Below are 23649 nucleotides of genomic sequence, written 5' to 3' on the forward strand. Positions count from 1 at the left end.
CCATCCGGCGACAGCCCGGCAGCGGGGACGCGCGTTCGCCGCCTTCGCTGTGACTGTTCACGCAGCGCGTCGGCCCGCGCGGGCCGGCCGCCAGAACGAAGGGGCGGAGCCGGAGCCCCGCCGCCGTTTCCCGCCTTTACGCCGCCTTGCGGGCGGTGCGGTCGCGCTTCTCGGCCTGGAGGTTCTCGGCCATCAGGAACGCCAGCTCGATCGCCTGCTCCGCGTTGAGGCGCGGGTCGCAGTGCGTGTGATAGCGGTCCGAAAGCGTCTCCTCCGTCACCGCGCGGGCGCCGCCGGTGCACTCGGTGACGTTGGTGCCGGTCATCTCGATGTGGATGCCGCCGGCGTGCGTGCCTTCCGCCCGGTGCACTGCGAAGAAGGACTGCACCTCCTTCAGGATCCGGTCGAACGGACGGGTCTTGAAGCCGGCCGCCGAGATGGTGTTGCCGTGCATCGGGTCGCACGACCAAACCACCTTCTTGCCCTCGCGCTCCACCGCGCGGATCAGCGCCGGCAGGTGGTCGAGCACCTTGTCCGCGCCGAAGCGGCAGATCAGCGTCATCCGGCCCGCCTCGTTGTGCGGGTTGAGGATGTCGAGCAGCTCCAGCAGGCCGTCCGGCGACAACGACGGGCCGCACTTGAGGCCCAGCGGGTTGTTGACGCCACGGCAGTACTCGACGTGCGCATGGTCCGGCTGGCGGGTGCGATCGCCGATCCAGATCATGTGGCCGGAGGTCGAGTAATAATCGCCGGTCAGCGAGTCGACGCGGGTGAACGCCTGCTCATAGCCCAGCAGCAGAGCCTCGTGGGAGGTGTAGAGCTCGGTCGACTGAAGCTGCGGCGTCGACTCGGCGGAGACGCCGCAGGCGCGCATGAACTCGAGCGCCTCGGTGATCCGATCGGCCAAGGCACGATAGCGATGGCCCTGAGGCGAGTCCTCCACGAAGCCCAGCATCCAGGAGTGGACGTTGTCGAGGTTCGCGTAGCCGCCCTGGGCGAAGGCACGCAGGAGGTTGAGCGTCGCGGCGGACTGCCGGTAGGCCATCTCCATCCGCTGCGGATCCGGGGTGCGCCCCTCCGGCGTGAAGGCGATGTCGTTGACGATGTCGCCCTTGTAGGACGGCAGCTCCAGCCCGTCGCGCTTCTCCATCGGCGACGACCGCGGCTTGGCGAACTGCCCTGCGATGCGGCCGACCTTGGTCACCGACGACGCCGACCCGTAGGTCAGGACGACGGCCATCTGCAGGAAGACGCGGAAGAAATCGCGGATGCCGTCCGGGTGATGCTCGGCGAACGCCTCGGCGCAGTCACCGCCCTGGAGCAGGAAACCACGACCCTCGGAGATCTCGGCAAGCTCGGCCTTGAGCGCGCGTGCCTCACCTGCAAAAACGAGCGGCGGCCAGGACGCAAGGCGTGTCTCCACGGCTTCCAGAGCCGCGGCATCGGGATAGTCAGGGATCTGCTTGACCGGTTTGGAACGCCAGCTGGACGGACTCCAGCCTGGCGCGCTGTGGCGAAGCGGTGTCTCGTTTTTCATGGCGCTTACCCAACACGTTCAGGGAAGCGCTTCATCCGTCGACATGAACGTGGCGTCAACCATTCTTAGCATCCGATCGCTCAAGTCGCGCTCGTTTTCGGTCAACTGTTGTGCACGTGGGTAACGGGGTGCCGCACGATCGTCTAAAATCGGGACATGCCACCCGTCGGTGGTGGCCATGAAGCGCTCCACCCCGGCCTCGCCGAATTCCCTCAGGAAACCCTGGATGACCACGTCGACGTAGGACAGGTGGACCGGGTTGCCGGCATCGCCGAACCGGTCCGCCTCCGCGTTGGCGCGAAAGATCAGCGCACCGGCGCCCAGCGCCTCGGCCGCGAGGGCGTCGTAGCGATATTCGCGCGCGTCGATCACCGGGCGGTAGTCGTCGTCGAAAGTGACGAGAAGGCCCTCGATCGTGTCGTCGCCCGGTACCACCGAGAGCGCGCAGACGCCGCCCGCATGGGCGACGCTGCTGGCCCGCCACGCCCGGCGCCACCCCTTCAGGCTGACCGGCTCCGCCGAGACGTGCGGCGGAAGCGTGTTGCGGTTGACCAGCGAGCCGTAGCCGAAGACCGAAAACGTCACGCTGCCTTCCGCCTCAGCTGCGCAGACGGGGTGCGCATCGTCACCAGCTCCTCGGCGGCGGTCGGGTGCACCGCGACGGTCGCGTCGAAGTCGGCCTTGGTGGCGCCCATCTTCACGGCGATGCCGAGGAGCTGCGCCATCTCGCCCGCCCCATGGCCGACGACGTGGACGCCGAGCACCTTGTCGGTCTCCGCATCGACCAGCACCTTCATCAGCATCCGCTCGTCACGGCCCGAGAGGGTGGCGAGCATGGGCCGGAAGGAGGCGCGGTAGACGTCGACCGCGTCGAACGCCTCGGCCGCCTCCGCCTCGGTCAGGCCGACGGTGCCGATCTCCGGCTGCGAGAAGACCGCCGTCGGGATCAGGGTGTGGTCGACGTGCCGGGGCGTGTTGCCGAACACGGTGTCGGCGAAGGCATGCCCCTCGCGGATCGCCACCGGCGTGAGGTTCACGCGGTTCGTGACGTCGCCGATCGCGTAGATCGACGGCACCGAGGAGCGGCTCTCGTAATTGACCTTCACGGCGCCGACGGCGTCTAGCTCGACGCCGGCGTTCTCGAGCCCCAGCCCCTCGGTCGCCGGGCGGCGGCCGGTGGCAAAGAGGATCTCGTCCGCCACGAGGGACTTGCCGGTCGACAGGTCCGCCGTGATCCCGTCCGCGTCCTTCGTGAGCTTGGTGAAGATCGCGTCGAACTCGAACCTGACGCCGCGCTTCTCCATCTCGGAACGCACGCAGGCTCGGACCTCGTCGTCGAACCCGCGCAGGATTTCCGGCCCGCGGTAGACGAGCGTCGTATCCGCGCCGAGGCCGTTGAAGATCCCCGCGAACTCGACCGCGATGTAGCCGCCGCCGGCGATCACCACGCGGCGCGGCATCTTCTTCAGGTAGAACACCTCGTTCGAGGTGATGACGTGCTCGATGCCCGACAGGCTCATGTCGAGCCAGGGCGTCCCGCCCGTGGCGACGAGGATGATCCGCGCCGTGACGACGCGGTCCTCGGCGCAGATGCGCACCTGGTGCGGCCCTTCCACGACGGCGCGGCTCTGGAACAGCTCGGCGCCGGAGGCGGTCAGGTTGCGGATGTAGATCGCGTTCAGCCGGTCGATCTCGGCATCCTTGTGCGCGATGAGGGTCGTCCAGTCGAACGTCGCCTCGGGCACGGTCCAGCCGTAGCCCTTCGCGTCCTCGAACGCCTCGGAGAAGGCGCTCGCGTAGACCATCAGCTTCTTCGGCACGCAGCCGCGGATGACGCAGGTTCCGCCGACGCGATGCTCTTCCGCAACGGCGACCTTGGCGCCGTACTGCGCGGCGATGCGCGCCGCGCGGACCCCGCCGGAGCCCGCGCCGATGACGAAGAGATCGTAGTCGAACTCGGGCACGGCCTTAAAGCGCGCCCGCCGCGACGAGGCGCTTGCGGGCCTCTTCCAGCATCTGCTCGGACAGCTCCTGCTCCCACTGGCGCGCGGCGCCGACGCTGAGCGCGGTGATGCTGGGCGTCAGCTCGACGAACTTGCGGCCGGTGTCGCTCTCGAAGAACGCCTTCATCTCCTGAAGCTCCTCGGTCGTGAAGCGGCGGGCCCAGACCTGCTGGATCGTCTTGGCGAGGTCGACGCGGCGCGGGGCGAACTCGAGGGCGACCTGCAGGACGACGTCCTCCACCTCGCGCGCGATGCTCGGGTTGTTGCGGGTGAAGACGTTCTGAACCTGGGCGGCGATCCGCGGCAGGATATCGTCGAAGGACTGGGCCGATTCGGTCAGGTCGACGACGTCCTGCGCGAGCGCCAACTGCTCCGGCGTGACGTTGACGTTCTCTCCGCCGGCCGCGGGGGCCGTGGCATTCTGCGCGTAGGCCGGCGCAATGGCGAGGGAAAGACCAATGGCGGCAGCAAGTGCAAGAGCACGCATCGTGGGACCCCTAACGGTCTACTGGCGATTTACCGGGCGCTTGAAGCAAGTCGCAGCCCAACTTGCAAGCCATCCATGCTCTTGGCGTGACGGTGCGCCACGGTTATCCCGTCACGAAAGCGGAGACGTGACGTGAACGGATTGGCGGTTTTCGACCTCGACGGGACGCTGGTGGACACAGCTCCCGACCTCATCGACACCTGCAATGTCGTGCTGGGCCGGCGCGGCGTTCCGGCCATCGCGGGCGACATTCTGCGCCCGCACATCAGCATGGGCGCCCGCGCGATGATCGCCGCCGCGCTGCATGATGCCGGGATCACCATGAGCGATCCGGACCTCGATTCGGCCTACGAGGATTTCCTCGGCCACTACGCCGAGCGCATCGCCGAGCTGAGCCGCCCCTTCCCGGAACTCCTCGCCGCCCTCGACACGCTGGACGCCGCCGGCGTCGGCCTCGCCGTGTGCACCAACAAGCGGGAGCAGATGGCGAAGACCCTCCTCGGCGCGCTCGAGCTCGCGCCCCGCTTCCGCTTCATCGCCGGCATCGACACCTTCTCGGTCTCCAAGCCGCATCCGGGCCACCTGACGTCGACCGTCGAGGCAGCCGGCGGCACGATCGAGCGGACCGTCTTCGTGGGCGACAGCGACGTCGACTACAAGACGGCGCGCGCGGCCGGGGTCCCGTTCGTCGGCCTCGCCTACGGCTACTCCAACGTCCCGATGGCCGAGCTCGGCCCCGACCGGCTGATGCAGCGGGAGGAGGACGTCGGCGCCGCGATCCTCGGCCTCATGCGCGCCCCGGCGGGCTGACGCCTCAGGCCGGGAGCGACTGCAGGACGTCGGGGATCGGCACGGAGCGGCGCGTCGCGAAGTCGAGGATCATCACCCGAACGTCGCCGCGGGCGATGACCTTGCCGGTGCGCACGTCGTCCACCTGGTGCAGGAGCGCCATCGACTTCGGCGCGACGTCGGGGATCCAGGAGATCTGCCGCAGAACCGCACCCGGCTCGACCGTCCCGAACACGGTCAGCTTGCTCTCCACCGCGATGCGGCCCCAGTTGCGCTCGGCCATGAAGGCGCTGCCCATCCCGGCGAAGGCCCAGACGTGGGCACCGGCGTCGCTGAACCCGCTGATGAACTCGAACGACCGGTAGCGACCCACGGCGTCGAACGAACGCGGGTCCGCCACGCGGATATTGGAGAGCGTCGCCGCGCCCCGCTCCAGCCTGGCGACCGCGTCGGCGGGCTCGGCCGGCTCCAGCGGCACGCTGCGCGGCATCGCCGCGGCCACCTCCTCCGCCGGGACGCCGCCGATTCCGGCGAGGCCGTCCACCTGGTCGAGCGCGGTCGCGGCGGTTTCACCGGTCTCGGGGTTCTCCAGGAGGTGGACGATCCGCCCGTTCGCCGGACCGCCGATCACGCGGCCGGACCGCACCCGCGTCATGGCGTCGGCCCGCAGCTCGCGGTGGAAGCGGACGTGGCGGCTCTTGACGGTGACCGAAGGATGGCCGGTCAGCGCCGCCAGCATCTCCAGCGCCTCGTCGAAGCGCTTTGCGTAGTAGCGGACGTTCAGGTGGTCGTTCGTGTCGCATTCCCACTTCTCGACGTATCCAACGTGCGTGCTGACGAGCGCCATCTATCGAACGGTCCTTTTCTGGGGGGCTGCGCGGAGCGCGCCACATTTCCGGCCCCCGAGGCATATGGACCGCGGCGCCGTTCGTCGACCCTCGCTGGGCTTCCGGACACGGCCCAGATCTTAATTAATTGATTAACTTGCGGGCGGAAATGCGGTACTCCGGGGCAGCGACAATCATCGGAGGACCCCAACATGAAGATCGACGGGTCGGTGGCGGCCATCATCACGGGCGGGGCGTCGGGGCTCGGCGCCGCGACGGCTCGCGCCCTCGCGGTCCGGGGCGCCAAGGTGACGCTCTTCGACCTCAATGCCGCCAGGGGCGAGGCGCTGGCCGCCGAGATCGGCGGCACCTTCGCCAAGGTCGACGTCGCCGACGAGGCGAGCGCCATCGCCGGGTTCGAGGCGGCGCGGTCCGCCCACGGGCAGGAGCGCATCCTCATCAACTGCGCCGGGATCGGCAGCGGGGCGCAGCGCACCGCCAGCATCGACCGCGAGAGCGGGAAGCCGACGCGCTTTCCCACCGACCGGTTCGAGAAGGTCATCGCGGTGAACCTCGTCGGCACCTTCCGCTGCATCGCGCTCGCCGCGGAGGGCATGCTCACGCTGGACCCGCTCGAGCACGGGGAGCGCGGCGCGATCGTCAACACCGCGTCGGTGGCCGCCGAGGACGGACAAATCGGCCAGGTCGCCTATACGGCATCGAAGGCCGGCATCGTCGGGATGACGCTTCCGATCGCGCGCGACCTCTCCAACGCGGGGATCCGCGTCAACACGATCCTTCCCGGCATCTTCGACACGCCGCTCCTCGCCTCCGCGCCGGAGAAGGTGCGGACGGCGCTCTCCGCGTCGGTCCCCTTCCCGCAGCGGCTCGGCGACCCGGACGAATACGCCCAGCTCGCCCTGACGATGATCGAGTGCAGCTACTTCAACGGCGAGGACGTCCGTCTCGACGGCGCGATCCGCATGTCGCCCCGCTAGGACCGGCGCGGCCTGCCCGTCCCCGGCCGGGCGTGGGCGAAGCGGCCGGCCCCGCGACGGCACCGGCGGAACGTCGACCGCTTGGGGGAGACCCGCCCGCCGCGCCGAGACCGCGAACCGTCCCGGTCAGGCGAGCGCGCCGGAGGGGGCGCGTGCCGCCGCCTTGTACTCCTCCTTGAGGATGCGCTTCATCAGCTTGCCGGTCGGCGTGCGGGGGAGCTGGTCGCGGAAGTCGATCGAGCGCGGCGCCTTGAGGGAGGAGATGCGGCTGCGCACGTAGGCGATCAGCTCGGCTTCCATGTCCGGCCCCGGGTGGGCGCCGTCCTGGAGCTGCACCACCGCTTTCACCGCCTCGCCTAGGTCCTCGTTGGGCACGCCGAAGACCGCGGCATCCGCCACCGCCGGATGGCAGATGAGGATGTCCTCGGTCTCCTGCGGATAGATGTTCACGCCGCCGGAGATGATCATGTAGTCGGCCCGGTCCGACAGGTAGAGGTAGCCCTCCTCGTCGACACTGCCGATGTCGCCCAGGGTGCCGCAGCCCGGCCGCAGGAAGGCCGCCTCCGTCTTGTCGGCGTCGCCCCGGTAGACGAAGTCGCGGCCGGAGTCGAAGTAGACCCGGCCGATCTGCCCCGGAGGGAGCTCGTGCCCGTCCCCGTCGGCGATGACGATGCTGCCGATCAGGCTGCGCCCGACGGTACCGGGGTGCTTCAGCCACGCCTCGCTGTCCACCACGGTGACGCCGTTCCCCTCGGTCCCGGCGTAGTACTCGAGGATGACCGGCCCCCACCAGGCGATCATTCGCTCCTTGATCTCCACCGGGCAGGGCGCCGCCGCGTGGATCGCGCAGCGCAGACTGGACACGTCCGCCGCCGCGCGCACCTCCTCGGGCAGCTTGAGGAGCCGGACGAACATGGTCGGGACGAGCTGCGTGTGCGTCACGCGGTGCTCCTCGACGAGGCGAAGGAACGCTTCCGGGTCGAACTTCTCCATCACGATGGTGGTGGCGCCGATGTTGGCGGCGGTCCGCGTGAAGCGGAGCGGCGCGGCATGGTAGAGCGGGGCGGGCGAGAGGTAGACCGACGCGGCCGTCATCCCGCCCATCGTCTCGCACAGCAGCGTCAGCAGCGGGTTCACCGTGTCGATCGGTCCGGGCTCGTGCTCGAGGACGATCCCCTTGGGGCGCCCGGTCGTGCCGGACGAATAGAGGAGGTCCGCCCCGCAGCACTCGTCCGCGATCGGCGTCTCCGGCTCGCGGTCGCAGAGCTCGCGCCAGGTCGGGGCTCCCGACGGGTCGTGCGCTCCGGCGATGACGATCGCAACTTCGGGCTGCAGGCGCTCTCTGAGACTCGGGACCAGGTTCGCGTACGCCTCGGACAGAAAGAGGATTTTCGCCCCGCAGTCGTTGACGATATAGCCGGCCTCGTCGGCGCCGAGGTGACGGCTGACGGCGGTGTAGAGGACACCTGAGCGGTGCGCCGCCCACATCACCTCGAAGAACTCGAGCCTGTTCTCCATCAGGATGGCGATGTTCCCGCCGGCGCCAACGCCCATCCGCCGCAACAGGTGAGCGCCCTGATTCGACCGTGATTCCAGTTGCTTGTAGGTCAGGCTCGCACCCGACCCCGCCATCAGATAGGCGACCTTGTCCGGCGTGGTGCGGGCGTGAAACGACGGGTGTTTCAAGGCCACCCCTCCCCTCGGCATCATGATTTTAATCAGAAAATTAACTCAACTTCCCGACCGCGCCAATCGGCCCGATATTAAATTAAACGCATAATGAATTTTTTTTGCGAACCCACGTTCCGCATATTGACAGGCTTACCGGAGCGTGTGGTTATGTCTGCCCTAAGGGGCCGGTTCCAAAGGGATCGGCCGACAAGAGATAGGCTCGCAAAGAGCCAGGACGTTCCGCGAGGGACTTGGGGGCCAGGGAGTATGGGGGACCGAGCGCCCGCTGACGGCGACCCGATCCTGCGTGTCGACGGCGTGACCGTCCGCTTCGGCGGCGTCGTCGCGCTCGACGGCGTCAGCTTCGACCTGAAGCGCGGCGAAGTCCTCGGCCTGATCGGCCCGAACGGGGCGGGCAAGACCACCCTCTTCAACTGCCTCTCGCGCCTCTACACCCCGAAGTCAGGTTCGATCACCTTCGAGGGGATCGACATTCTGGCCCATCCGGCGCACCGCATCGCCCGCTTCGGCATGGGCCGCACGTTCCAGAACGTCGCGGCCTTCTCCACCCTCTCGGTGTTCGACAACATCCGCATCGGCGCCCACTCGCGCGGCGTCTCCGATCCGCTGAGCGACGGGCTGCGCCTCCCCCGCTGCCGGCGCAACGAGGACGCCGTGTTCGAGGCCGCCAGCGACATCGTCGACATTCTCTCGCTGGGGAGCGTCGCCGACCTTCCGATCGCCGGCCTCCCGTTCGGCGTCCAGAAGCGTGTGGAGCTGGCGCGCGCGCTCGCCGCCAGGCCGACCCTGCTGCTGCTGGACGAGCCCGCGGCGGGGCTGAACCACGACGAGATCGGGGAGCTCGCCTCCCTCATCCGCCAGATCCGCGACGACCTCGGCATCACAGTGCTCCTGGTGGAGCATCACATGGGGCTCGTCATGTCGGTGTCGGACACGGTGGTGGTGCTGAACTTCGGCCGCAAGATCGCCGAGGGCGCGCCGGACGCGGTGCAGCAGAACCCGGCCGTGATCGAGGCCTACCTCGGTCACGCGGCATGACCGCCCTCCTCTCCGTCACCGGGCTCGAGGCCACGTACGGGCCGGTGAAGGCGCTCCACGGCATCGACTTCGAGGTGAAGGAGGGCGGCGTGACCGCGCTCCTCGGCGCCAACGGCGCGGGCAAGACGACGACGCTGCGCGCCATCTGCCGCATGGTGAAGACCCGCGGCGACATCCTGTTCGACGGCGCGTCGATCACCCGCAAGGCGACCGAGGACGTCGTGCGGCTGCGCATCGCCCACGTCCCCGAGGGGCGCGGCACGTTCACCACGCTCTCGGTCGAGGAGAACCTCCAGCTCGGCGCTATGACCCGCCCGGCGCCGGGGATCGCGGCCGACATCGAGCGCATCTACGCCTACTTCCCCCGCCTCAGGGAGCGGCGGGCGCAGCAGGCGGGTTCGCTCTCCGGCGGCGAGCAGCAGATGCTGGCGATCGGCCGCGCGCTGATGCTTCGCCCCCGCCTGATGCTGCTCGACGAGCCGTCCTTCGGCCTCGCCCCGCTCATCACGCAGGAGCTCTTCGCCATCCTCGCCACGGTCAAGCGGGAGGAGAACGTCTCCATGCTGGTGGTCGAGCAGAACGCGAACCTCGCGCTCGACATCGCCGACGAGGCCTACCTCTTCGAGACCGGCCGCGTAGTGATGTCCGGTCCCGCCGAGACCATCCGCCAGGACGAGGGGATCCGCCGTGCCTACCTCGGGTTCTAACCCTCCCCGGGCCTGCCCGAGGGGCCGGCGGCCCAAGGCGCGGCACGCCCCCCGCGCCCGGCGCCACACGCGGCAGTGCCGGCCCCGCCGCACGCCGCCGCGCCGGCCGCACGACAAGGATCGGGAGACCTGATGGACCTCTTCGTTGCCCAAGTCCTCGCCGGGATCGCCACGGGCGCGATCTACGCCTGCGTCGCGCTTGCGGTGGTGATGATCTATCAGGCGATCCACCACCTGAACTTCGGTCAGGGGGAGATGGCGATGTTCTCCACCTACATCGCCTGGCAGCTGATGCAGTGGTTCGGCGCCGAATCCGGCGGCACGCTCCTCAGCCTGCCGCTCTACATCCTCGCCTTCGTGCTGACGGTCGCGATCTCCATCGCCGGCGGCTTCCTCGTCGAGCGCACGGTCTTCGCGCCGATCCGAAACGCCCCCGTCCTCTCCCACGTCGCGGTGTTCGTGGCGCTGTTCCTCATCTTCAATTCGCTCGCCGGCGAGATCTGGCAGCACACCATCAAGCCGTTCCCGACCCCGTTCGGCAACGGGCCGCTGACCGAGGGCGGCCTCGTCTCGCGCCACGACGCGGGGATGGTCGCCGTGACACTCGTCGTCCTGCTCGCACTGGCGCTCTTCTTCCAGTTCACGCGGGCGGGGCTCGCCATGCGCGCCTCGGCGGCGAACCCGGTATCGGCACGGCTCGTCGGCATCCGCGTCGGCATGATGACGGCGCTCGGCTGGGGGATGGCGTCCGGCGTCGGCGCGATCGCCGGGATGCTCATCGCCCACAAGGTGTTCCTGGAGCCGAACATGATGCTCTCCATCCTGCTCTACGGCTTCGCCGGGGCGGTGCTCGGCGGGCTCACCTCGCCGGGCGGGGCGGTGCTGGGCGGCTTCCTCGTCGGCATCGTCGAGAACCTCGCGGGGACGTACATCCCCGTCGTCGGCGCGGAGCTTAAGCTGCCCATCGCGCTGGCGCTCATCGTGGTGGTTCTCGTCGTCAAGCCGACCGGCCTCTTCGGCCAGCGCCTCGTGCAGAGGGTCTGAGCGATGGACCAGACCACGTCCCGCCTCACACCCGAGACCGCGGCCGCCTCCACGTCCGCCACGCGCCGTGCCAGGGCACGCCGGCGCAGCCTCGGCGGGATGGCGGCGACCCTCGTCGTCCTCGCGGTCTTCGTCGCCCTGCCGTTCCTGCTCTCGAACTTCGGCGTCTCGACGCTGACGAAGGTGCTGATCTATTCGCTGGCGATCCTCGGCCTCAACCTCCTCACCGGGATCAACGGGCAGTTCTCGCTCGGCCACGGCGCCTTCTTCGCCATCGGCGCCTACACCACCGCCATCCTCATGGTCCACTTCGGCGTCCCCTACCCGCTGACGCTGCCGGTGGCGGCGGTGGTGACGTTCGCCATCGGCGTCGCCTTCGGGCTGCCGGCGCTTCGGCTGGAGAACATCTACCTGGCGCTCGCCACCTTCGCGCTCGCCGTCGCGACCCCGCAGATCCTGAAGCTCTCGCCCCTCGAGGCGTGGACCGGCGGCGTGCAGGGCCTGCAGTACTACGCGATGAAGCCGAAGGTGCCGCTCGGCCTGCCGCTCAGCGCCAACCAGTACATGTACTTCTTCGTGCTCCTCGTGTGCGTCCTCGTCTACTGGTTCGCGCACAACCTCGTGACGAGCCGCACCGGACGCGCCTTCATGGCGATCCGCGACAACCCGATCGCGGCGCGGTCGATGGGCGTCGACGTCTCCAGGTACAAGGCGACCTGCTTCGGGATCTCGGCGATGATCGCCGGGCTCGCGGGGAGCCTCACCGCCATCTACCTGCCGTTCGTGGCGCCCGACAGCTTCACCTTCACGCTCTCCATCGCGCTCTTCGTCGGCATGGTGGTGGGCGGCGTCGGCTGGCTGCCGGGGGCGATCTTCGGCGGGCTCTTCGTGGTCTACGCGCCCAACGTCGCCCAGGAGGTCGCCACCAAGGGCCTCGCCGGCGCCGTCTACGGGCTGATCCTCATCCTTCTCATCTACCTCGCCCCGCAGGGGATCGGCGGTCTCGTCCGCTCCTCGCTGCGGCGGCTCAGGCACCTCAACGACAAAGGCCCCGCGAGCGGGCACTGACTAGGGAGCGAACGATGATCCTGACCCCCACTCGTCGCGGCGTGCTCAAGGGCGGTGCCGCAATCGCTGCGTCCTCGATGCTGCCGCTGCCGGCCATCGCCAAGGGGCAGACGATCAAGATCGGCAACACGATGCCGTATTCGGGACCGGCCTCCGCATACGGGCAGATCGGCATGACCATCGGCCACTACATCGAGAAGCTGAACGCCGACGGCGGGGTGAAGGGCGTCAAGTTCGAGTGGGTCTCCTACGACGACGGCTACAGCCCGCCGAAGACCTTCGAGCAGACCCAGCGCCTGGTGGAGTCGGACGAGGTCCACTTCCTGATGTCGAGCCTCGGCACCCCGACGGTCTCGGCGATCAACGACTACACCAACGCGATGGAGATCCCGCTCCTCTTCGTCTCCTCCGGCGCCTCGAAGTGGGGCCACCCGGAGACGCACCCGTGGACGATGGGCTGGCAGCCGGACTACGTCTCGGAGGGCCGCATCTACGGCCGGTACGTGCTCAGCGAGGCGCCGGGCGGCAAGGTCGGCATCCTCTACCAGAACGACGACTACGGGAAGGACTACGTCAACGGCTTCAAGGAGGCCCTCGGCGACAAGGTCTCGATGATCGTCGCCGAGGAGCCCTACGAGGTCTCCGACCCGACGGTCGACAGCCAGATCATCAAGCTGAAGTCGGCCGGGGCGGACATCTTCCTCAACATCACGACACCGAAGTTCGCGGCGCAGGCGATCCGCAAGGTGGCCGAGCTCGGCTGGAAGCCGCTGCACCTCCTCAACAACGTCTCGCAGTCGGTCGGCGCCGTGCTGAAGCCGGCGGGCCTCGACAACTCGAAGGACATCGTCTCGGCCTCCTACGCGAAGGATCCCACCGATCCGGCGATGAAGGACGACGAGACGATGCTGGCGATGCACGCCTTCCTCGACCAGTACTACCCGGACGCCGACCGCGCCTCCTCCTTCACCGTGTTCGGGTACGGCCACGGCCTCACGCTGGAGCACCTCTTCAACCAGCTCGGCGACGACCTCTCGCGCGAGGCGATCATGAGCGCGGCGGCGAACCTCGACTTCAAGCTCGGCACGCTCCGCCCCGGCGTCACGATCAAGACGAGCGAGACGGATTTCTACCCGATCCAGAGCATGTGGCTGACGCGGTTCGACGGCAACTCGTGGGTGGCCTTCGGCGACGTCCTTTCCGGCGCCGCGCAGGGCTCCTGACCCCGCGCCACCCGGACCCGGGACCCGGCACACGCCGTCCCCGCCGCCATCGTCCGCACCGGCGACGCGACGGGCCGGTGCCGGGTCAAGATGCCGCCCGGAGCCACGCGCAGCGCCCCGCGCGAGCATGGCGAGGACGGCGTCTTGACGCGGTGCCGGGCCGTCCCAGCCTCGGACCAGCCATTCGGGTCAGTCAGCCGCCCCTTCGCGGCTGTCTGATCCGAACGGCTGCCCGCCGGCGAGGCGGGGGAGCGCGAGGGGGAACGCCCTCGCACCGCCGTGCCCGCTCGTCCGGGCGCCCGCGCCGTCGCTCTCCCAGCGCCGCCGGCCTACCCCTCGGCGACGTCCATCCACGCCGCCTCGTCCCAGACAGTGAGGCCGAGGTCCTGCGCCTTGGTGAGCTTCGACCCGGCGCCGGGCCCCGCGACCACGATGTCGGTCTTCTTCGAGATCGAGCCGACGACCCGGGCCCCGAGCGCCTCGGCGCGGGCCTTGGCCTCGTCGCGGGTCATCTGCTCGAGCGATCCGGTGAAGACGATGGACTTGCCGGCGATCGGCGAGTCCACGGCCTTCGCGACGTCGTCCTCGATGGTGAGCTGGGCCGCCAGGTCGTCGACGGCGGCGACGTTGCGGGGTTCCTCGAAGAACGCCTCGAGGGCGTCGACGACCACCTCGCCGATCCCGTCGATCACGGTCAGCTCGTCGCGCAGCTCGTCCGCGGCGAGGGCCTCCTTCGACACGTCCGGCAGGGCCAGCACCTCGGCCGCCGCGTCGGCGCTGCGCTTGCGCTTGCCGGCCGCGCGCAGGATCCGCCGGCGCTCGGCGCGGGCGTCGACGTCCATCGCGAGGCTGCCCATGGCGGCGCGGAAGGCTGCCCAGGACTGGAAGTGGCGGGCGAGGACGCGGGCCGAGACCTCGCCGACGCGGCGGATGCCGAGGGCGTAGATCATGCGGCGGAGCGGAATGGTGCGCCGGCTCTCGATGGAGTCGAAGAGGTTCCGGACGCTCGTCTCGCCATAACCCTCGCGGTCGATGATCCGCTCGCCCTCTTGCCGCCCGGCGTCGCGCGCCTCCAGCGTGAAGATGTCGGCGGGGGTGTCGATCAGCCCCTCGGAGTGGAAGGCGGCGATCTGCTTGGCGCCGAGGCCCTCGATGTCGAACGCGGCGCGGCTCACGAAGTGGCGCAGGCGTTCGTACTGCTGGGCGGGGCAGATGAGGCCGCCGGTGCAGCGGCGCACGACGCCCGGCTGGTTTGTCCCGGGGTTCGTCTCCTGCTCGACCTTCGAGCCGCAGACCGGGCAATGGTCGGGGAACACGTAGGGCGCCGCCCCCTCGGGCCGCTTGTCCTTCAGGACGCGCAGCACCTGGGGGATCACGTCGCCGGCGCGCTGGATCTCGACCGTGTCGCCGATGCGGGCGTCGAGCCGGGCGATCTCGTCGGCGTTGTGGAGGGTGGCGTTGCGCACGACGACGCCGCCGATGGTGATCGGCGCGAGCCGCGCGACGGGGGTCAGCGCGCCGGTGCGGCCGACCTGGATCTCGATGTCCTCCAGCGTGGTGACGGCGCGCTCGGCGGGGAACTTGTGGGCGACGGCCCAGCGTGGGCGCCGTTCCCGCTCGCCGAGGCGCCGCTGCAGGTCCAGCCGGTCGAGCTTGTAGACCATCCCGTCGATGTCATAGGGCAGCTCGGACCGGAGGGCGGCGACGTCGGCGTAGGCGGCCAGCATCTCGTCGAGGCCGTGGCAGATGCGCGTGAGCGGGTTCACCGGCATCCCGTAGGACTTCAGCGCCTCGATCATGCCGTGCTGGGTGTCAGCGGGAAGCGCGGAGACCTCGCCCCAGCCATAGGCGAAGAAGTCGAGCGGCCGGTCGGCGGTCTTGGCCGGGTCCACCTGACGCAGCGACCCGGCGGCGGCGTTGCGCGGGTTGGCGACGGGGTTCTTCCCGTCCTCGGCGAGGCGGGCGTTGAGGGCGTCGAACGCGTCGTGGGTCATATAGACCTCGCCGCGGATCTCGAAGATGTCCGGCGCGTCCTTCGGCAGCGTCTGCGGGATCGCAGCGACGTGGGCGACGTTGGCGGTGACGTTCTCGCCGGTGTGCCCGTCGCCGCGGGTGGCGGCGACGACGAGGCGACGCGCCTCGTAGCGCAGCGAGATGGAGAGGCCGTCGATCTTCGGTTCGGCGGTGGTGGCGGGCGTCTCGTCGGCGGGGAGCTTGAGGAAGCGGCGCACGCGGACGATGAACTCGGACACCTCCTCGTCGGTCAGCGCCTTGTTGAGGGAGAGCATGTCGACCGGATGCTCGACCGTCGCGAAGGCGCCGGACGGGGCGGCACCGATCCCGGCGGTGGAGCCGTCGGCAAGCTCCGGGTGCTCCGTCTCGAGGTCTTCCAGCTCGCGCCGCAGCGCGTCGTATTCGGCGTCCGAGACGGTGGGCGCGTCGTCCTGGAAGTAGCGCTTGTCGTGCTCGGCGATCTCCGCGGCGAGCGCCGCGTGCCGTTCCATCAGGGCCTTGTCCGCCACCCTCGCCTCCGTCCCGATCCAACGCGCAATGTGATGTAACGCGCGGTGGCGGCGTTGTCTCGCCGCGGACTGCCGCCGCGGCCACCGGCGCACAGCTTGGCGGCGGGTCGGCCCGCCGCCGCCGCGGACCGTCGCTACGGAGCGGTGGCCTCGAACAGCGCCCGGCCCGCATGGAGGAAGCACGTCTTGGTGAACCGCGCCGGGTCGAGGCGGTTGGGCAGGCGGATGTCGCCGAGATCCGGCAAGGGCTTGAGCGCCGGATCGTACGAGCGGTCGATCTGGGACAGGAACACCAGGATCACCCCCTCGGCGCGCGCGAACGCATCGAGTGCCTCGACCTGGGCGCCGAGTTCCGGATTGCTCCGCCGCTGGTCGAGGGCCTGCAGGTAGTCGACGACGGCCACGGTGCCGCGCGGCGCGCCGGACAGCTCACGCATGATGACGGCGGCGCTGATGTCGTCGGACGCGACGACGCGCACGCGCTCGCCGCCGTCCCCGCCGCTCTCCCCTGTGCCGTCCCCCGCACCGTCAGCGAGCGCGTGGAGATGGTCGCGGGTCTCCCTCTCGGTGAGCTCCAGCGTGAAGAAGACCGCGTGGCGCCCCTCCCGGACCGCATCGCGCAGGATCTCGAGGCCGAGCACGGTCTTGCCCTGGCGCGGGCGGGCGCCGAGCAGCATCAGGTCGCCCGCTTCCAGCCGGGCGAGGATCGTGCCGGCCGGCGAGGATCGCGCGGTCCTGGCGGCAAGCTCGCTCCAGGCGGCAAAGCCTTCGTCGCGGGCGACGAGGTCGAGGGCCCTGGCGAGGGCGATCCTGCGGTCGCGGGACATCAGCCGGGCGCGGCGCTTCAGGCGATGGATGGGGACGGACAGTTTCATGCAACGAACCTCCAACCCGAGCGGAACCCGCAACCCCTCCTTATGCGAACGCTCGAACGGATGGTTCGATGACCGTCTGCCCCGTATGTCGGATACTTCCCCGGATGGAGGGGGGAGGCGCGGGCCGAGCCTGACCGACCTCTACCCTCGCCCCCGCGCGGCGGCAAGGCGCGACCGCAGTCCGTTCACCGCCGGCCACGGCCGCTACGCCTCGATCAGCTTGGTGGCGGCGGCACGGGCCTCGTCGGTGACGGTCGCGCCGGCGAGCATGCGGGCGATCTCCTCGCGCCGCGCCGCGAGGTCGAGGATCCGCACGGCGGTCGCGGTCTGCGACCCGTTGGAGGACTTTGCGATCAGCAGGTGGTGGTCCGCCCGGGCCGCGACCTGCGGCGCATGGGTGATCGAGACCACCTGCAGATTGTCCGCGAGGCGCGCCATGCGAGAGCCGATGGCGTCGGACACGGCGCCGCCGACGCCGGTGTCGATCTCGTCGAAGATGAGGGTCGAGGCGGAGCCCTTGTCGGCGAGGCAGACCTTGAGCGCCAGGAGGAAGCGCGACAGCTCGCCGCCCGAGGCGACCTTCATGATCGGCCCTTCCGGCGAGCCGGGGTTGGTCTTCACGTGGAAGGCGATCTGGTCGAGCCCCTCGGGGCCGGGGTTCGCGGCCTCGCGGCGCACGATGAAGCGGGCCTTGTCGAGCTTCAGCGGCCCGAGCTCGGCGGCGACGGCGGCCTCCAGCGCCTCGGCGGCGACGGCCCGACGGTCGGAGAGCCCCTCGGCGGCGCTGCGGTAGGCCTTCTCCGCGGTGGTGACGGCCTGGGTGAGGATGTCGCTGCGCGCCTCCCCGGCGTCGAGGTCGGCGAGCTCGTCGGCCATGCGGCTCGCGAGGTCGGCGAGGTCGTCCACCGAGACCTTGTACTTGCGCGACGCGGCGCGAAGCGCGAACAGCCGCTCCTCCAGCTCGACCATCTGCTGCGGGTCGAAGTCGAGCGAGCGCTGCGCGTCGGCTATGGTGCTTCGCGCCTCCTCGAGAGCGTCGAGCGCCGCGGCGAGGGCGTCCATCACCGGGTTGAGCTGATCCTCGGCACCGGCCGCCTTGCGTTCGAGCTTGCGCAGAACGCCGGCGAGCGTCGGGATGGGCGACTTCGAGCCCTCCAGGGAGGACGCCGCCTCCTCGAGGTCGGTCGCGACCTTCTCGGCCGCGCCCATGGCCTGGCGGTGGGACGAGAGCCGCTCCTCCTCACCCGGCTCGGGGTCGAGCTTGCTGAGCTCGTCGACCGAGGCGCGCAGGAAGTCCGCCTCCTCGCGCGCCTTCTCGAGCGCGGCCTCGTGCTCGGCTAGGGCGGCCTCCGCATCCTTCAGCGTCTGCCACAGGACCGAGACGTGCGTCGCCTCGCCGGCGAGCCCGCCGAACGCGTCGAGCAGGCGGCGGTGGGAGGCGGGCGACATCAGCGCGCGGTCGGCGTGCTGGCCGTGCACCTCGACCAGCAGCGGCGCAAGGTCGCGCAGGAGGCCGACGCTCACCGGCTGGTCGTTGACGAAGGCGCGGGCCTTGCCGTCGCTGGACAGGACGCGGCGCACGTTGAGCGTATCGTCGCGCGGAATGCCCAGCTCGTCGAGGATGGCGCAGGCGGGATGGGTGGGCGCGATGGCGAAGCTCGCGGCGACTGAGCCGGAGGTCTCACCCGTGCGCACGAGCTTGCCGTCCGCCTTCGCCCCGAGGGCGAGCGCCAGCGCATCGAGGAGGATGGACTTGCCCGCGCCGGTCTCGCCGGTGAGGACGGTGAAGCCCGCCTCCAGATCGAGATCCAGCGCTTCGATCAGAACGATATTTCGAACGATCAGCCGTGAGAGCACGAGGGTCCTCTTGGCATGAACGCCGCCCGGTGCGGGCGAGCGGTCACCGCCGATTTAAAGAACGTTGAAGCCGTCGAATGCGCGGCTGATCCAGCTCGTCTTGTTCTCGTCCGGCGAGAAGCCGCCGTTCTGGAGAAGCGAATACGCGTCCTTGTACCAGCGGCTGTTCGGGAAGTTGTGGCCCAGCACGGCGGCCGCGGTCTGCGCCTCCTGCGTCACGCCGAGAGCATAGTAGGATTCGGTGAGGCGGAACAGCGCCTCCTCGATCTGGTCCGTCTGCTGGTATTTCTCGACCACCACGCGGAAGCGGTTGATCGCCGCGAGGTTCTCGTTCCGCTCAAGGTAGTAGCGGCCGATCTCCATCTCGTGTCCGGCGAGCTGGTTCTGCGCGGCGCGGTACTTGCGGCGGCCGTCGTCGGTGTATTCGGAGTCGGGATACTTGTCGATCAGGGTCTTGAACGCGTCGAGGGCCCGCTCGGTCCCCTCCTGGTCTCGCGTCACGTCCGGGATTTGCTTGTAGTAGGACATGGCGAGGATGTACTGCGCGTAGGCGGCGTCCTCGCTCCCCGGATGGAGGGCGATGTAGCGCTTGGCGGCGATCGCCGCGTCCGTGTAGCGGCCGCGCGAGTAGCTGGCGAAGGCCTGCATGACCTGCGCCTTGCGACCGAGCTCGGAATAGGGGTGGAGGCGCTCGACCTCCTCGAACTTGAGGGCGGCGGTCTGGTAGTCGCCCTCGTTCATGAGGACGAGGGCTTCGTTGTAGAGCTCGTCCGCAGGACGGTCCTCGAAGTCCAGCTCGGTGACGCGGTTACCGCACGCACCCAGGCCAACGACGAGGATCAGGGCCGCGAGCGGCCGTGCGAAACGCATCACCATCGTAGAACTCCACACCTCTACAGGCCACCTGATACCAACACCGGCCGGCGATGGCCAACATCCTCCCGCAAGCGCTCACAAGCGTGACCATCGTCCTGCGGCATCTGTTTCAATTTGGCAACAATTGAAAGTTTTCCGCTCGCGCGAACAGCTTGTCGAGCAGCGCATAGTTCAGCCGGTGGCCGCCCCGGTGACTGCGGTAGAGCCCCAGGATGGGCGCCTCCGCGAGGGCGAGGTCGCCCACCGCGTCCAGCAGCTTGTGCCGTGCGAACTCGTCGGCGAAGCGCAGCCCTTCCGGGTTCACCACCGTCGCGCCGTCCACCGCGACCGCGTTGTCGAGCGAGGCGCCGCGCCCGAACCCCCGGCGGCGCAGGCGCTTGATGTCCTTCAGCCGACCGAACGTGCGCGCTGGCGCGACCTCGGCGCCGTAGTCCCCCGCGGCGAAGTCGAACAGGGCCCGCTGCTCGCCGATCGCGGCGTCGGCAAAGTCGATCCCGACGTCGAAGCGGCGCGACGGGAACGGCAGGAGCGATGCGAAACCGCGCCCGATGCGCACGGAAACCGGTTGCAGCACCCTGACCGCCCGGCCCCCTTCGACCGGCTCCGACGCATCGGCGAGCGCGGCGAGGAACGGGGCGGCGCTGCCGTCGAGGATCGGCACCTCCGGCCCGTCGATCTCCACCTCGGCGGCCCAGATGCCGAGGGCGGACATCGCGCTCATGAAGTGTTCGACGGTCGCGACCGACGTCTCGTCGCTGCGGATCACGGTCTGGAGCTGCGTCGCGGCGACGTGGCGCCAGCTCGCGGTGACGGTGCCGCCGGTGTCCGTCCGGTGGAAGCGCACGCCGTCCTCACCGGGGTTCACGACGCACGCGACGTCAGCGCCCGTGTGGACGCCGACGCCGCGGAAGGTGACCGGCCGCACGAGGCGGCGGGCCGGAGGTGCATATTCGTCGACCATGCGCCCCTTCTATACGATCGCGCGGCCGGGCCAGAGACCCCGCCGCGCGGTTCACTCATGCGTCCTGCCGGCCTTGCGGCCGACGGGATCAGTTGGCCTGGCGGCGCAGGAAGGCCGGGATCTCGAGCTGGTCCTCGTCCGACGAACGCTGGGCGGGACGCTGGCGGGAGACGGGCTCCTCCTCACGGCGCTGGCGGCGGGCCTGGGCCTCGGGACGCTGGCGCATGCGGCGCTGCTGACGCGGCGCCTCCTCGACCTCGTCCTCGTAGGCGGGCTCGGGCGCCGGCAGGCGGGCGAGTTCCTGGCGCTGGGCGCGAACCTGCTGGCGGCGGCGCTGGGCGCGCGGCTCGACCGGCGCGAACTCGGCGTCCTCGTCATCTTCGCGGCGCGAGCGACCGATCAGGCCCCTCAGGATCCCCATCGGGCGGCGGCTGTCGCCCTCGTGGTACTCGGCCGCGGGCTCCTCGCGGGCGGCGCGGGCCGCCTGGCGCGGCTCAGGCGCGGCGAAGTCGTCCCTGTCGTCCAAAGGGACCTCAAGGTCCTCCTCGTCCTCGAGGACCTCGGCCTTGTCGATCGGCTCGAGGGCGGCCTCGAAGTCGTCGAGCTCGGCCGCCACCGCGGCGATCGCGACCTGGTTGTGGTCGGAGGCTGCGGCCGCGCCGGCCTCGGGCTTCGCACCGCGCACCGCGCGGCCGGCGAAGGAGAGGACGCGGGTGTCGAGCGGGTGGTCGTCTTCTTCCTCGCCCGGCTCCTGGTCGATGCCGGTCGCCACCACCGACACGCGGATGATGCCTTCCAGCGAGTCGTCGAAGGTCGCGCCGAAGATGATGTTGGCGTCGTCGTCCACTTCCTCGCGGATGCGGGTCGTCGCCTCGTCCACCTCGAAGAGGGTGAGGTCCTTGCCGCCGACGACGGAGACCAGAAGGCCGCGGGCGCCCTTCATGGAGGTCTCGTCGAGGAGCGGGTTGGAGATGGCGGCCTCGGCGGCCAGCATCGCGCGGTTGTCGCCCGACGCCTCGCCGGTGCCCATCATCGCCTTGCCCATGTTGCGCATGACGGAGCGCACGTCGGCGAAGTCGAGGTTGATGAGGCCTTCCTTCACCATCAGGTCGGTGATGCAGGCCACGCCCGAGTAGAGCACCTGGTCGGCCATCGCGAAGGCGTCCGCGAAGGTCGTCTGCGCGTTGGCGATGCGGAACAGGTTCTGGTTCGGGATGACGATCAGCGTATCGACGTGCTGCGCGAGTTCTTCAATTCCAGCTTCGGCGAGACGGGCACGGCGCATACCCTCGAACTGGAACGGTCGGGTGACCACGCCAACGGTCAGTATACCCTGGTCGCGCGCCACCCGCGCCACGACCGGAGCTGCACCCGTGCCCGTGCCACCGCCCATGCCGGCGGTGATGAACACCATGTGGGAACCGGACAGGTGGTCGGCGATCTCGTCGATCACCTCCTCCGCCGCGGCACGGCCGACGTCCGGCTGCGAACCGGCGCCGAGGCCCTCGGTCACCGCGATGCCCATCTGGATGACGCGCTCGGACTTGGACAGGTTCAGCGACTGGGCGTCGGTGTTCGCCACGACGAAGTCGCAGCCCGCAAGGCCAGCCTCGATCATGTTGTTGACGGCGTTGCACCCTGCCCCGCCGACGCCGAACACCATGATGCGTGGCTTCAGCTCGGTCAGGTCGGGCGTCTTCAGGTTAATGGACGACATTCATGTCTCCCGTAGTTCGTCCCATGCCCGCACAGGGCGCTTCGTTGTGCCGGCCGGAGGGCCGGATCGATCTCTCGTCGGCCCTTTCGAAGGGCCTTGTTGTTGGCGCGCCCGTGGCCGGGCGCGTCAGAAGCTCTCGCGCAGCCAGCGGCCGAGCCGGGCGATGGTGCCCGACGAGCGGCCCGACGCCTCGAACAAGGCGGCCGGCGCAAGCTGCGGATAGATGAGCAGTCCGATGACGGCGCTGAACGCCGCGCCCCGGGCCGCGATGGGCAGGCCCTTCACGCCGAGCGGACGCCCCATCCGCACCGGCCGGCCGAACACGTGCCGCGCGACGTCGGTGAGGCCCGTGAGCTGGCTCCCGCCACCGGTCATGACGATCCGCCGCCCGATGCGCCCGGAGAAGCCGGACCGCACCAGTCGATCGCGAACCATTTCCAGGATCTCGTCGACGCGGGGGCGAATGATCGCGTTGAGGGTCAGGCGGGGGATTTGGATCGGCGAGGTGCCGTCCTCCTCACCCACCGGATGGATGGTGAGCATGGCACGCTCGTCGATCCCGGAGGCGACGGCCGAGCCGTGCAGCGTCTTCAGCCGCTCCGCCTCTTCCAGGCGGATGGACAGACCCTGCGCAATGTCCATCGTGACGTGGTGCCCGCCGATCGCGACGGCATCGACGTGGACGAGGTTGCCGTCCGCGAAGATCGCGATGGTGGACGTCCCGCCGCCGATGTCGATGCAGACCGCGCCGAGTTCGCCCTCGTCGTCCACCAGGGAGGCGAGCGCCGAGGCGTAGGGGGTCGCAACCATCGCATCGACGTCGAGATGGCAGCGGTTGATCAGGAGGGCGAGGTTGTCCTGCGCCGACCGGTCCGAGGTGACCAGATTGACGTCCACGCCCAGCGTGTCGCCCACCATCCCGCGAGGGTCACGGATCCCGTCCTGTCCGTCGAGGGTGTAGCCGATGGGGAGGGCGTGCAAGGCGATGCGTCCGTCTGGAATTTGGTGGCGCCCCGAGGCGGCGAGCACCCTGCGGATGTCCGCCTCTCGAACCGCGCCCGTGTCGAGGTCCACCTTGGCGCCGAAGTTCTCGGACGAGAGGCGGCCCGCGGTCTGAGCGACGATAAGCGATTCGACAGTCAACCCAGCCATTTGCTCGGCGGAATCCACCGCTCTGCGAATAGCGTGCTCCGCTTTGTCCAAATCGACGATCGCGCCAGACTTAACACCACGCGATTGCTGGTATCCGTAACCGATAACTTCGATCGCATGCGTACGACCGGTGAGGAGATCTTCCTCCGGCGCCGGCTTCAACTTGGCGATGAGGCACGCGACCTTGGTCGACCCCACATCGAGGACGCACACGGTCGACCCGCGCCCGGCGGGCACGTGACAGCGGCTCTGATCGACGCGGCGCGGCATGTCGAT

Annotated in this window: 20 protein-coding genes; 7 read left to right on the plus strand and 13 right to left on the minus strand. The window is 69.6% G+C overall.

What is annotated here, in order from left to right:
* Window positions 1–136: 136 nt before the first annotated feature.
* Genes DLJ53_RS30670 through DLJ53_RS30685 form a run of 4 tightly spaced genes read right to left on the minus strand, consistent with a single transcriptional unit; the run spans window position 137 to window position 4027 of the window.
* Window positions 137–1537, minus strand: coding sequence for a class II 3-deoxy-7-phosphoheptulonate synthase (locus tag DLJ53_RS30670; RefSeq protein WP_111352137.1), 1401 nt, complete (start codon window positions 1535–1537; stop codon window positions 137–139).
* An 18-nt stretch (window positions 1538–1555) separates the two neighbouring features.
* Window positions 1556–2122 (minus strand): gamma-glutamylcyclotransferase family protein, encoded by a 567-nt coding sequence (locus DLJ53_RS30675; protein WP_111352138.1) that lies wholly within the window; start codon window positions 2120–2122, stop codon window positions 1556–1558.
* On the minus strand, window positions 2119–3501 hold the full coding sequence (gene gor, locus DLJ53_RS30680) for a glutathione-disulfide reductase (RefSeq protein ID WP_111352139.1): 1383 nt from the start codon (window positions 3499–3501) through the stop codon (window positions 2119–2121). The genes DLJ53_RS30675 and gor overlap by 4 nt, the downstream gene beginning before the upstream one ends.
* A 4-nt stretch (window positions 3502–3505) precedes the next feature.
* Window positions 3506–4027 carry a DUF2059 domain-containing protein gene (locus tag DLJ53_RS30685; RefSeq protein ID WP_111352140.1) on the minus strand — a complete coding sequence of 174 codons (522 nt, stop codon included), beginning with the start codon at window positions 4025–4027 and terminating at the stop codon, window positions 3506–3508.
* A gap of 132 nt (window positions 4028–4159) precedes the next feature.
* Between DLJ53_RS30685 and DLJ53_RS30690 the strand changes: the two genes are divergently transcribed.
* On the plus strand, window positions 4160–4837 hold the full coding sequence (locus tag DLJ53_RS30690; RefSeq protein ID WP_111352141.1) for an HAD-IA family hydrolase: 678 nt from the start codon (window positions 4160–4162) through the stop codon (window positions 4835–4837).
* A 4-nt stretch (window positions 4838–4841) separates the two neighbouring features.
* On the opposite strand, the gene DLJ53_RS30695 is transcribed toward DLJ53_RS30690, so the two are convergent.
* Complete coding sequence (locus tag DLJ53_RS30695; protein ID WP_162409718.1) at window positions 4842–5663, minus strand: thioesterase family protein; 822 nt, start codon at window positions 5661–5663, stop codon at window positions 4842–4844.
* Window positions 5664–5855: 192 nt separating this feature from the next.
* Between DLJ53_RS30695 and DLJ53_RS30705 the strand changes: the two genes are divergently transcribed.
* Window positions 5856–6641 carry an SDR family NAD(P)-dependent oxidoreductase gene (locus DLJ53_RS30705; RefSeq protein WP_111352144.1) on the plus strand — a complete coding sequence of 262 codons (786 nt, stop codon included), beginning with the start codon at window positions 5856–5858 and terminating at the stop codon, window positions 6639–6641.
* Between the two features lie 126 nt (window positions 6642–6767).
* Here the strand turns inward: DLJ53_RS30705 and DLJ53_RS30710 are convergent, their stop codons facing one another.
* The gene (locus DLJ53_RS30710) at window positions 6768–8327 is read right to left on the minus strand and encodes an acyl-CoA synthetase (protein ID WP_111352145.1); all 1560 of its coding nucleotides are present in this window, start codon (window positions 8325–8327) and stop codon (window positions 6768–6770) included.
* 252 nt (window positions 8328–8579) lie between these two features.
* On the opposite strand from DLJ53_RS30710, the gene DLJ53_RS30715 reads away from it, so the two are divergent.
* From DLJ53_RS30715 to DLJ53_RS30735, 5 genes are all read left to right on the plus strand, one after another.
* Window positions 8580–9371, plus strand: coding sequence for an ABC transporter ATP-binding protein (locus tag DLJ53_RS30715; protein ID WP_111352146.1), 792 nt, complete (start codon window positions 8580–8582; stop codon window positions 9369–9371).
* A complete protein-coding gene (locus tag DLJ53_RS30720; protein ID WP_111352147.1) occupies window positions 9368–10078 on the plus strand; it encodes an ABC transporter ATP-binding protein in 711 nt (236 codons plus the stop codon). Before DLJ53_RS30715 ends, DLJ53_RS30720 begins: the two co-directional genes overlap by 4 nt.
* 132 nt (window positions 10079–10210) lie before the next feature.
* A complete protein-coding gene (locus tag DLJ53_RS30725; RefSeq protein ID WP_111352148.1) occupies window positions 10211–11122 on the plus strand; it encodes a branched-chain amino acid ABC transporter permease in 912 nt (303 codons plus the stop codon).
* A gap of 3 nt (window positions 11123–11125) precedes the next feature.
* A complete protein-coding gene (locus DLJ53_RS30730) occupies window positions 11126–12190 on the plus strand; it encodes a branched-chain amino acid ABC transporter permease (protein WP_111352149.1) in 1065 nt (354 codons plus the stop codon).
* 14 nt (window positions 12191–12204) lie between these two features.
* Complete coding sequence (locus DLJ53_RS30735; RefSeq protein WP_111352150.1) at window positions 12205–13413, plus strand: ABC transporter substrate-binding protein; 1209 nt, start codon at window positions 12205–12207, stop codon at window positions 13411–13413.
* 329 nt (window positions 13414–13742) lie between these two features.
* On the opposite strand, the gene ligA is transcribed toward DLJ53_RS30735, so the two are convergent.
* The 7 genes from ligA to ftsA form a co-directional block, all read right to left on the minus strand.
* Window positions 13743–15917, minus strand: coding sequence for an NAD-dependent DNA ligase LigA (gene ligA, locus DLJ53_RS30740; RefSeq protein WP_111352202.1), 2175 nt, complete (start codon window positions 15915–15917; stop codon window positions 13743–13745).
* Window positions 15918–16069: 152 nt separating this feature from the next.
* Window positions 16070–16810, minus strand: coding sequence for a DNA helicase (locus DLJ53_RS30745; protein ID WP_111352151.1), 741 nt, complete (start codon window positions 16808–16810; stop codon window positions 16070–16072).
* A 204-nt stretch (window positions 16811–17014) separates the two neighbouring features.
* Window positions 17015–18667: a DNA repair protein RecN gene (recN, locus tag DLJ53_RS30750; RefSeq protein ID WP_111352152.1), complete on the minus strand. Its 1653-nt coding sequence runs from the start codon at window positions 18665–18667 to the stop codon at window positions 17015–17017.
* Between the two features lie 54 nt (window positions 18668–18721).
* A complete protein-coding gene (locus tag DLJ53_RS30755) occupies window positions 18722–19543 on the minus strand; it encodes an outer membrane protein assembly factor BamD (protein ID WP_111352153.1) in 822 nt (273 codons plus the stop codon).
* A 109-nt stretch (window positions 19544–19652) separates the two neighbouring features.
* Window positions 19653–20504, minus strand: coding sequence for a UDP-3-O-acyl-N-acetylglucosamine deacetylase (lpxC, locus tag DLJ53_RS30760; RefSeq protein ID WP_111352154.1), 852 nt, complete (start codon window positions 20502–20504; stop codon window positions 19653–19655).
* A gap of 88 nt (window positions 20505–20592) precedes the next feature.
* A complete protein-coding gene (gene ftsZ, locus DLJ53_RS30765; RefSeq protein WP_111352155.1) occupies window positions 20593–22221 on the minus strand; it encodes a cell division protein FtsZ in 1629 nt (542 codons plus the stop codon).
* 126 nt (window positions 22222–22347) lie between these two features.
* Window positions 22348–23643, minus strand: coding sequence for a cell division protein FtsA (gene ftsA, locus DLJ53_RS30770; RefSeq protein WP_111352203.1), 1296 nt, complete (start codon window positions 23641–23643; stop codon window positions 22348–22350).
* Window positions 23644–23649: the final 6 nt, after the last annotated feature.

The sequence above is a fragment of the Acuticoccus sediminis genome (assembly GCF_003258595.1).
GTDB lineage: Bacteria > Pseudomonadota > Alphaproteobacteria > Rhizobiales > Amorphaceae > Acuticoccus > Acuticoccus sediminis.

Excerpts from the sequence above, each read along its gene's own strand:
- ftsA (WP_111352203.1), bottom strand. The coding sequence starts at position 23,643 with ATGCCGCGCCGCGTCGATCAGAGCCGCTGTCACGTGCCCGCCGGGCGC.
- DLJ53_RS30695 (WP_162409718.1), bottom strand. The coding sequence starts at position 5,663 with ATGGCGCTCGTCAGCACGCACGTTGGATACGTCGAGAAGTGGGAATGC.
- DLJ53_RS30735 (WP_111352150.1), top strand. The coding sequence starts at position 12,205 with ATGATCCTGACCCCCACTCGTCGCGGCGTGCTCAAGGGCGGTGCCGCA.
- DLJ53_RS30755 (WP_111352153.1), bottom strand. The coding sequence starts at position 19,543 with ATGGTGATGCGTTTCGCACGGCCGCTCGCGGCCCTGATCCTCGTCGTT.
- DLJ53_RS30725 (WP_111352148.1), top strand. The coding sequence starts at position 10,211 with ATGGACCTCTTCGTTGCCCAAGTCCTCGCCGGGATCGCCACGGGCGCG.
- ligA (WP_111352202.1), bottom strand. The coding sequence starts at position 15,917 with ATGGAACGGCACGCGGCGCTCGCCGCGGAGATCGCCGAGCACGACAAG.
- DLJ53_RS30705 (WP_111352144.1), top strand. The coding sequence starts at position 5,856 with ATGAAGATCGACGGGTCGGTGGCGGCCATCATCACGGGCGGGGCGTCG.
- DLJ53_RS30715 (WP_111352146.1), top strand. The coding sequence starts at position 8,580 with ATGGGGGACCGAGCGCCCGCTGACGGCGACCCGATCCTGCGTGTCGAC.
- ftsZ (WP_111352155.1), bottom strand. The coding sequence starts at position 22,221 with ATGTCGTCCATTAACCTGAAGACGCCCGACCTGACCGAGCTGAAGCCA.
- lpxC (WP_111352154.1), bottom strand. The coding sequence starts at position 20,504 with ATGGTCGACGAATATGCACCTCCGGCCCGCCGCCTCGTGCGGCCGGTC.
- DLJ53_RS30720 (WP_111352147.1), top strand. The coding sequence starts at position 9,368 with ATGACCGCCCTCCTCTCCGTCACCGGGCTCGAGGCCACGTACGGGCCG.
- DLJ53_RS30670 (WP_111352137.1), bottom strand. The coding sequence starts at position 1,537 with ATGAAAAACGAGACACCGCTTCGCCACAGCGCGCCAGGCTGGAGTCCG.
- DLJ53_RS30745 (WP_111352151.1), bottom strand. The coding sequence starts at position 16,810 with ATGAAACTGTCCGTCCCCATCCATCGCCTGAAGCGCCGCGCCCGGCTG.
- DLJ53_RS30685 (WP_111352140.1), bottom strand. The coding sequence starts at position 4,027 with ATGCGTGCTCTTGCACTTGCTGCCGCCATTGGTCTTTCCCTCGCCATT.
- DLJ53_RS30730 (WP_111352149.1), top strand. The coding sequence starts at position 11,126 with ATGGACCAGACCACGTCCCGCCTCACACCCGAGACCGCGGCCGCCTCC.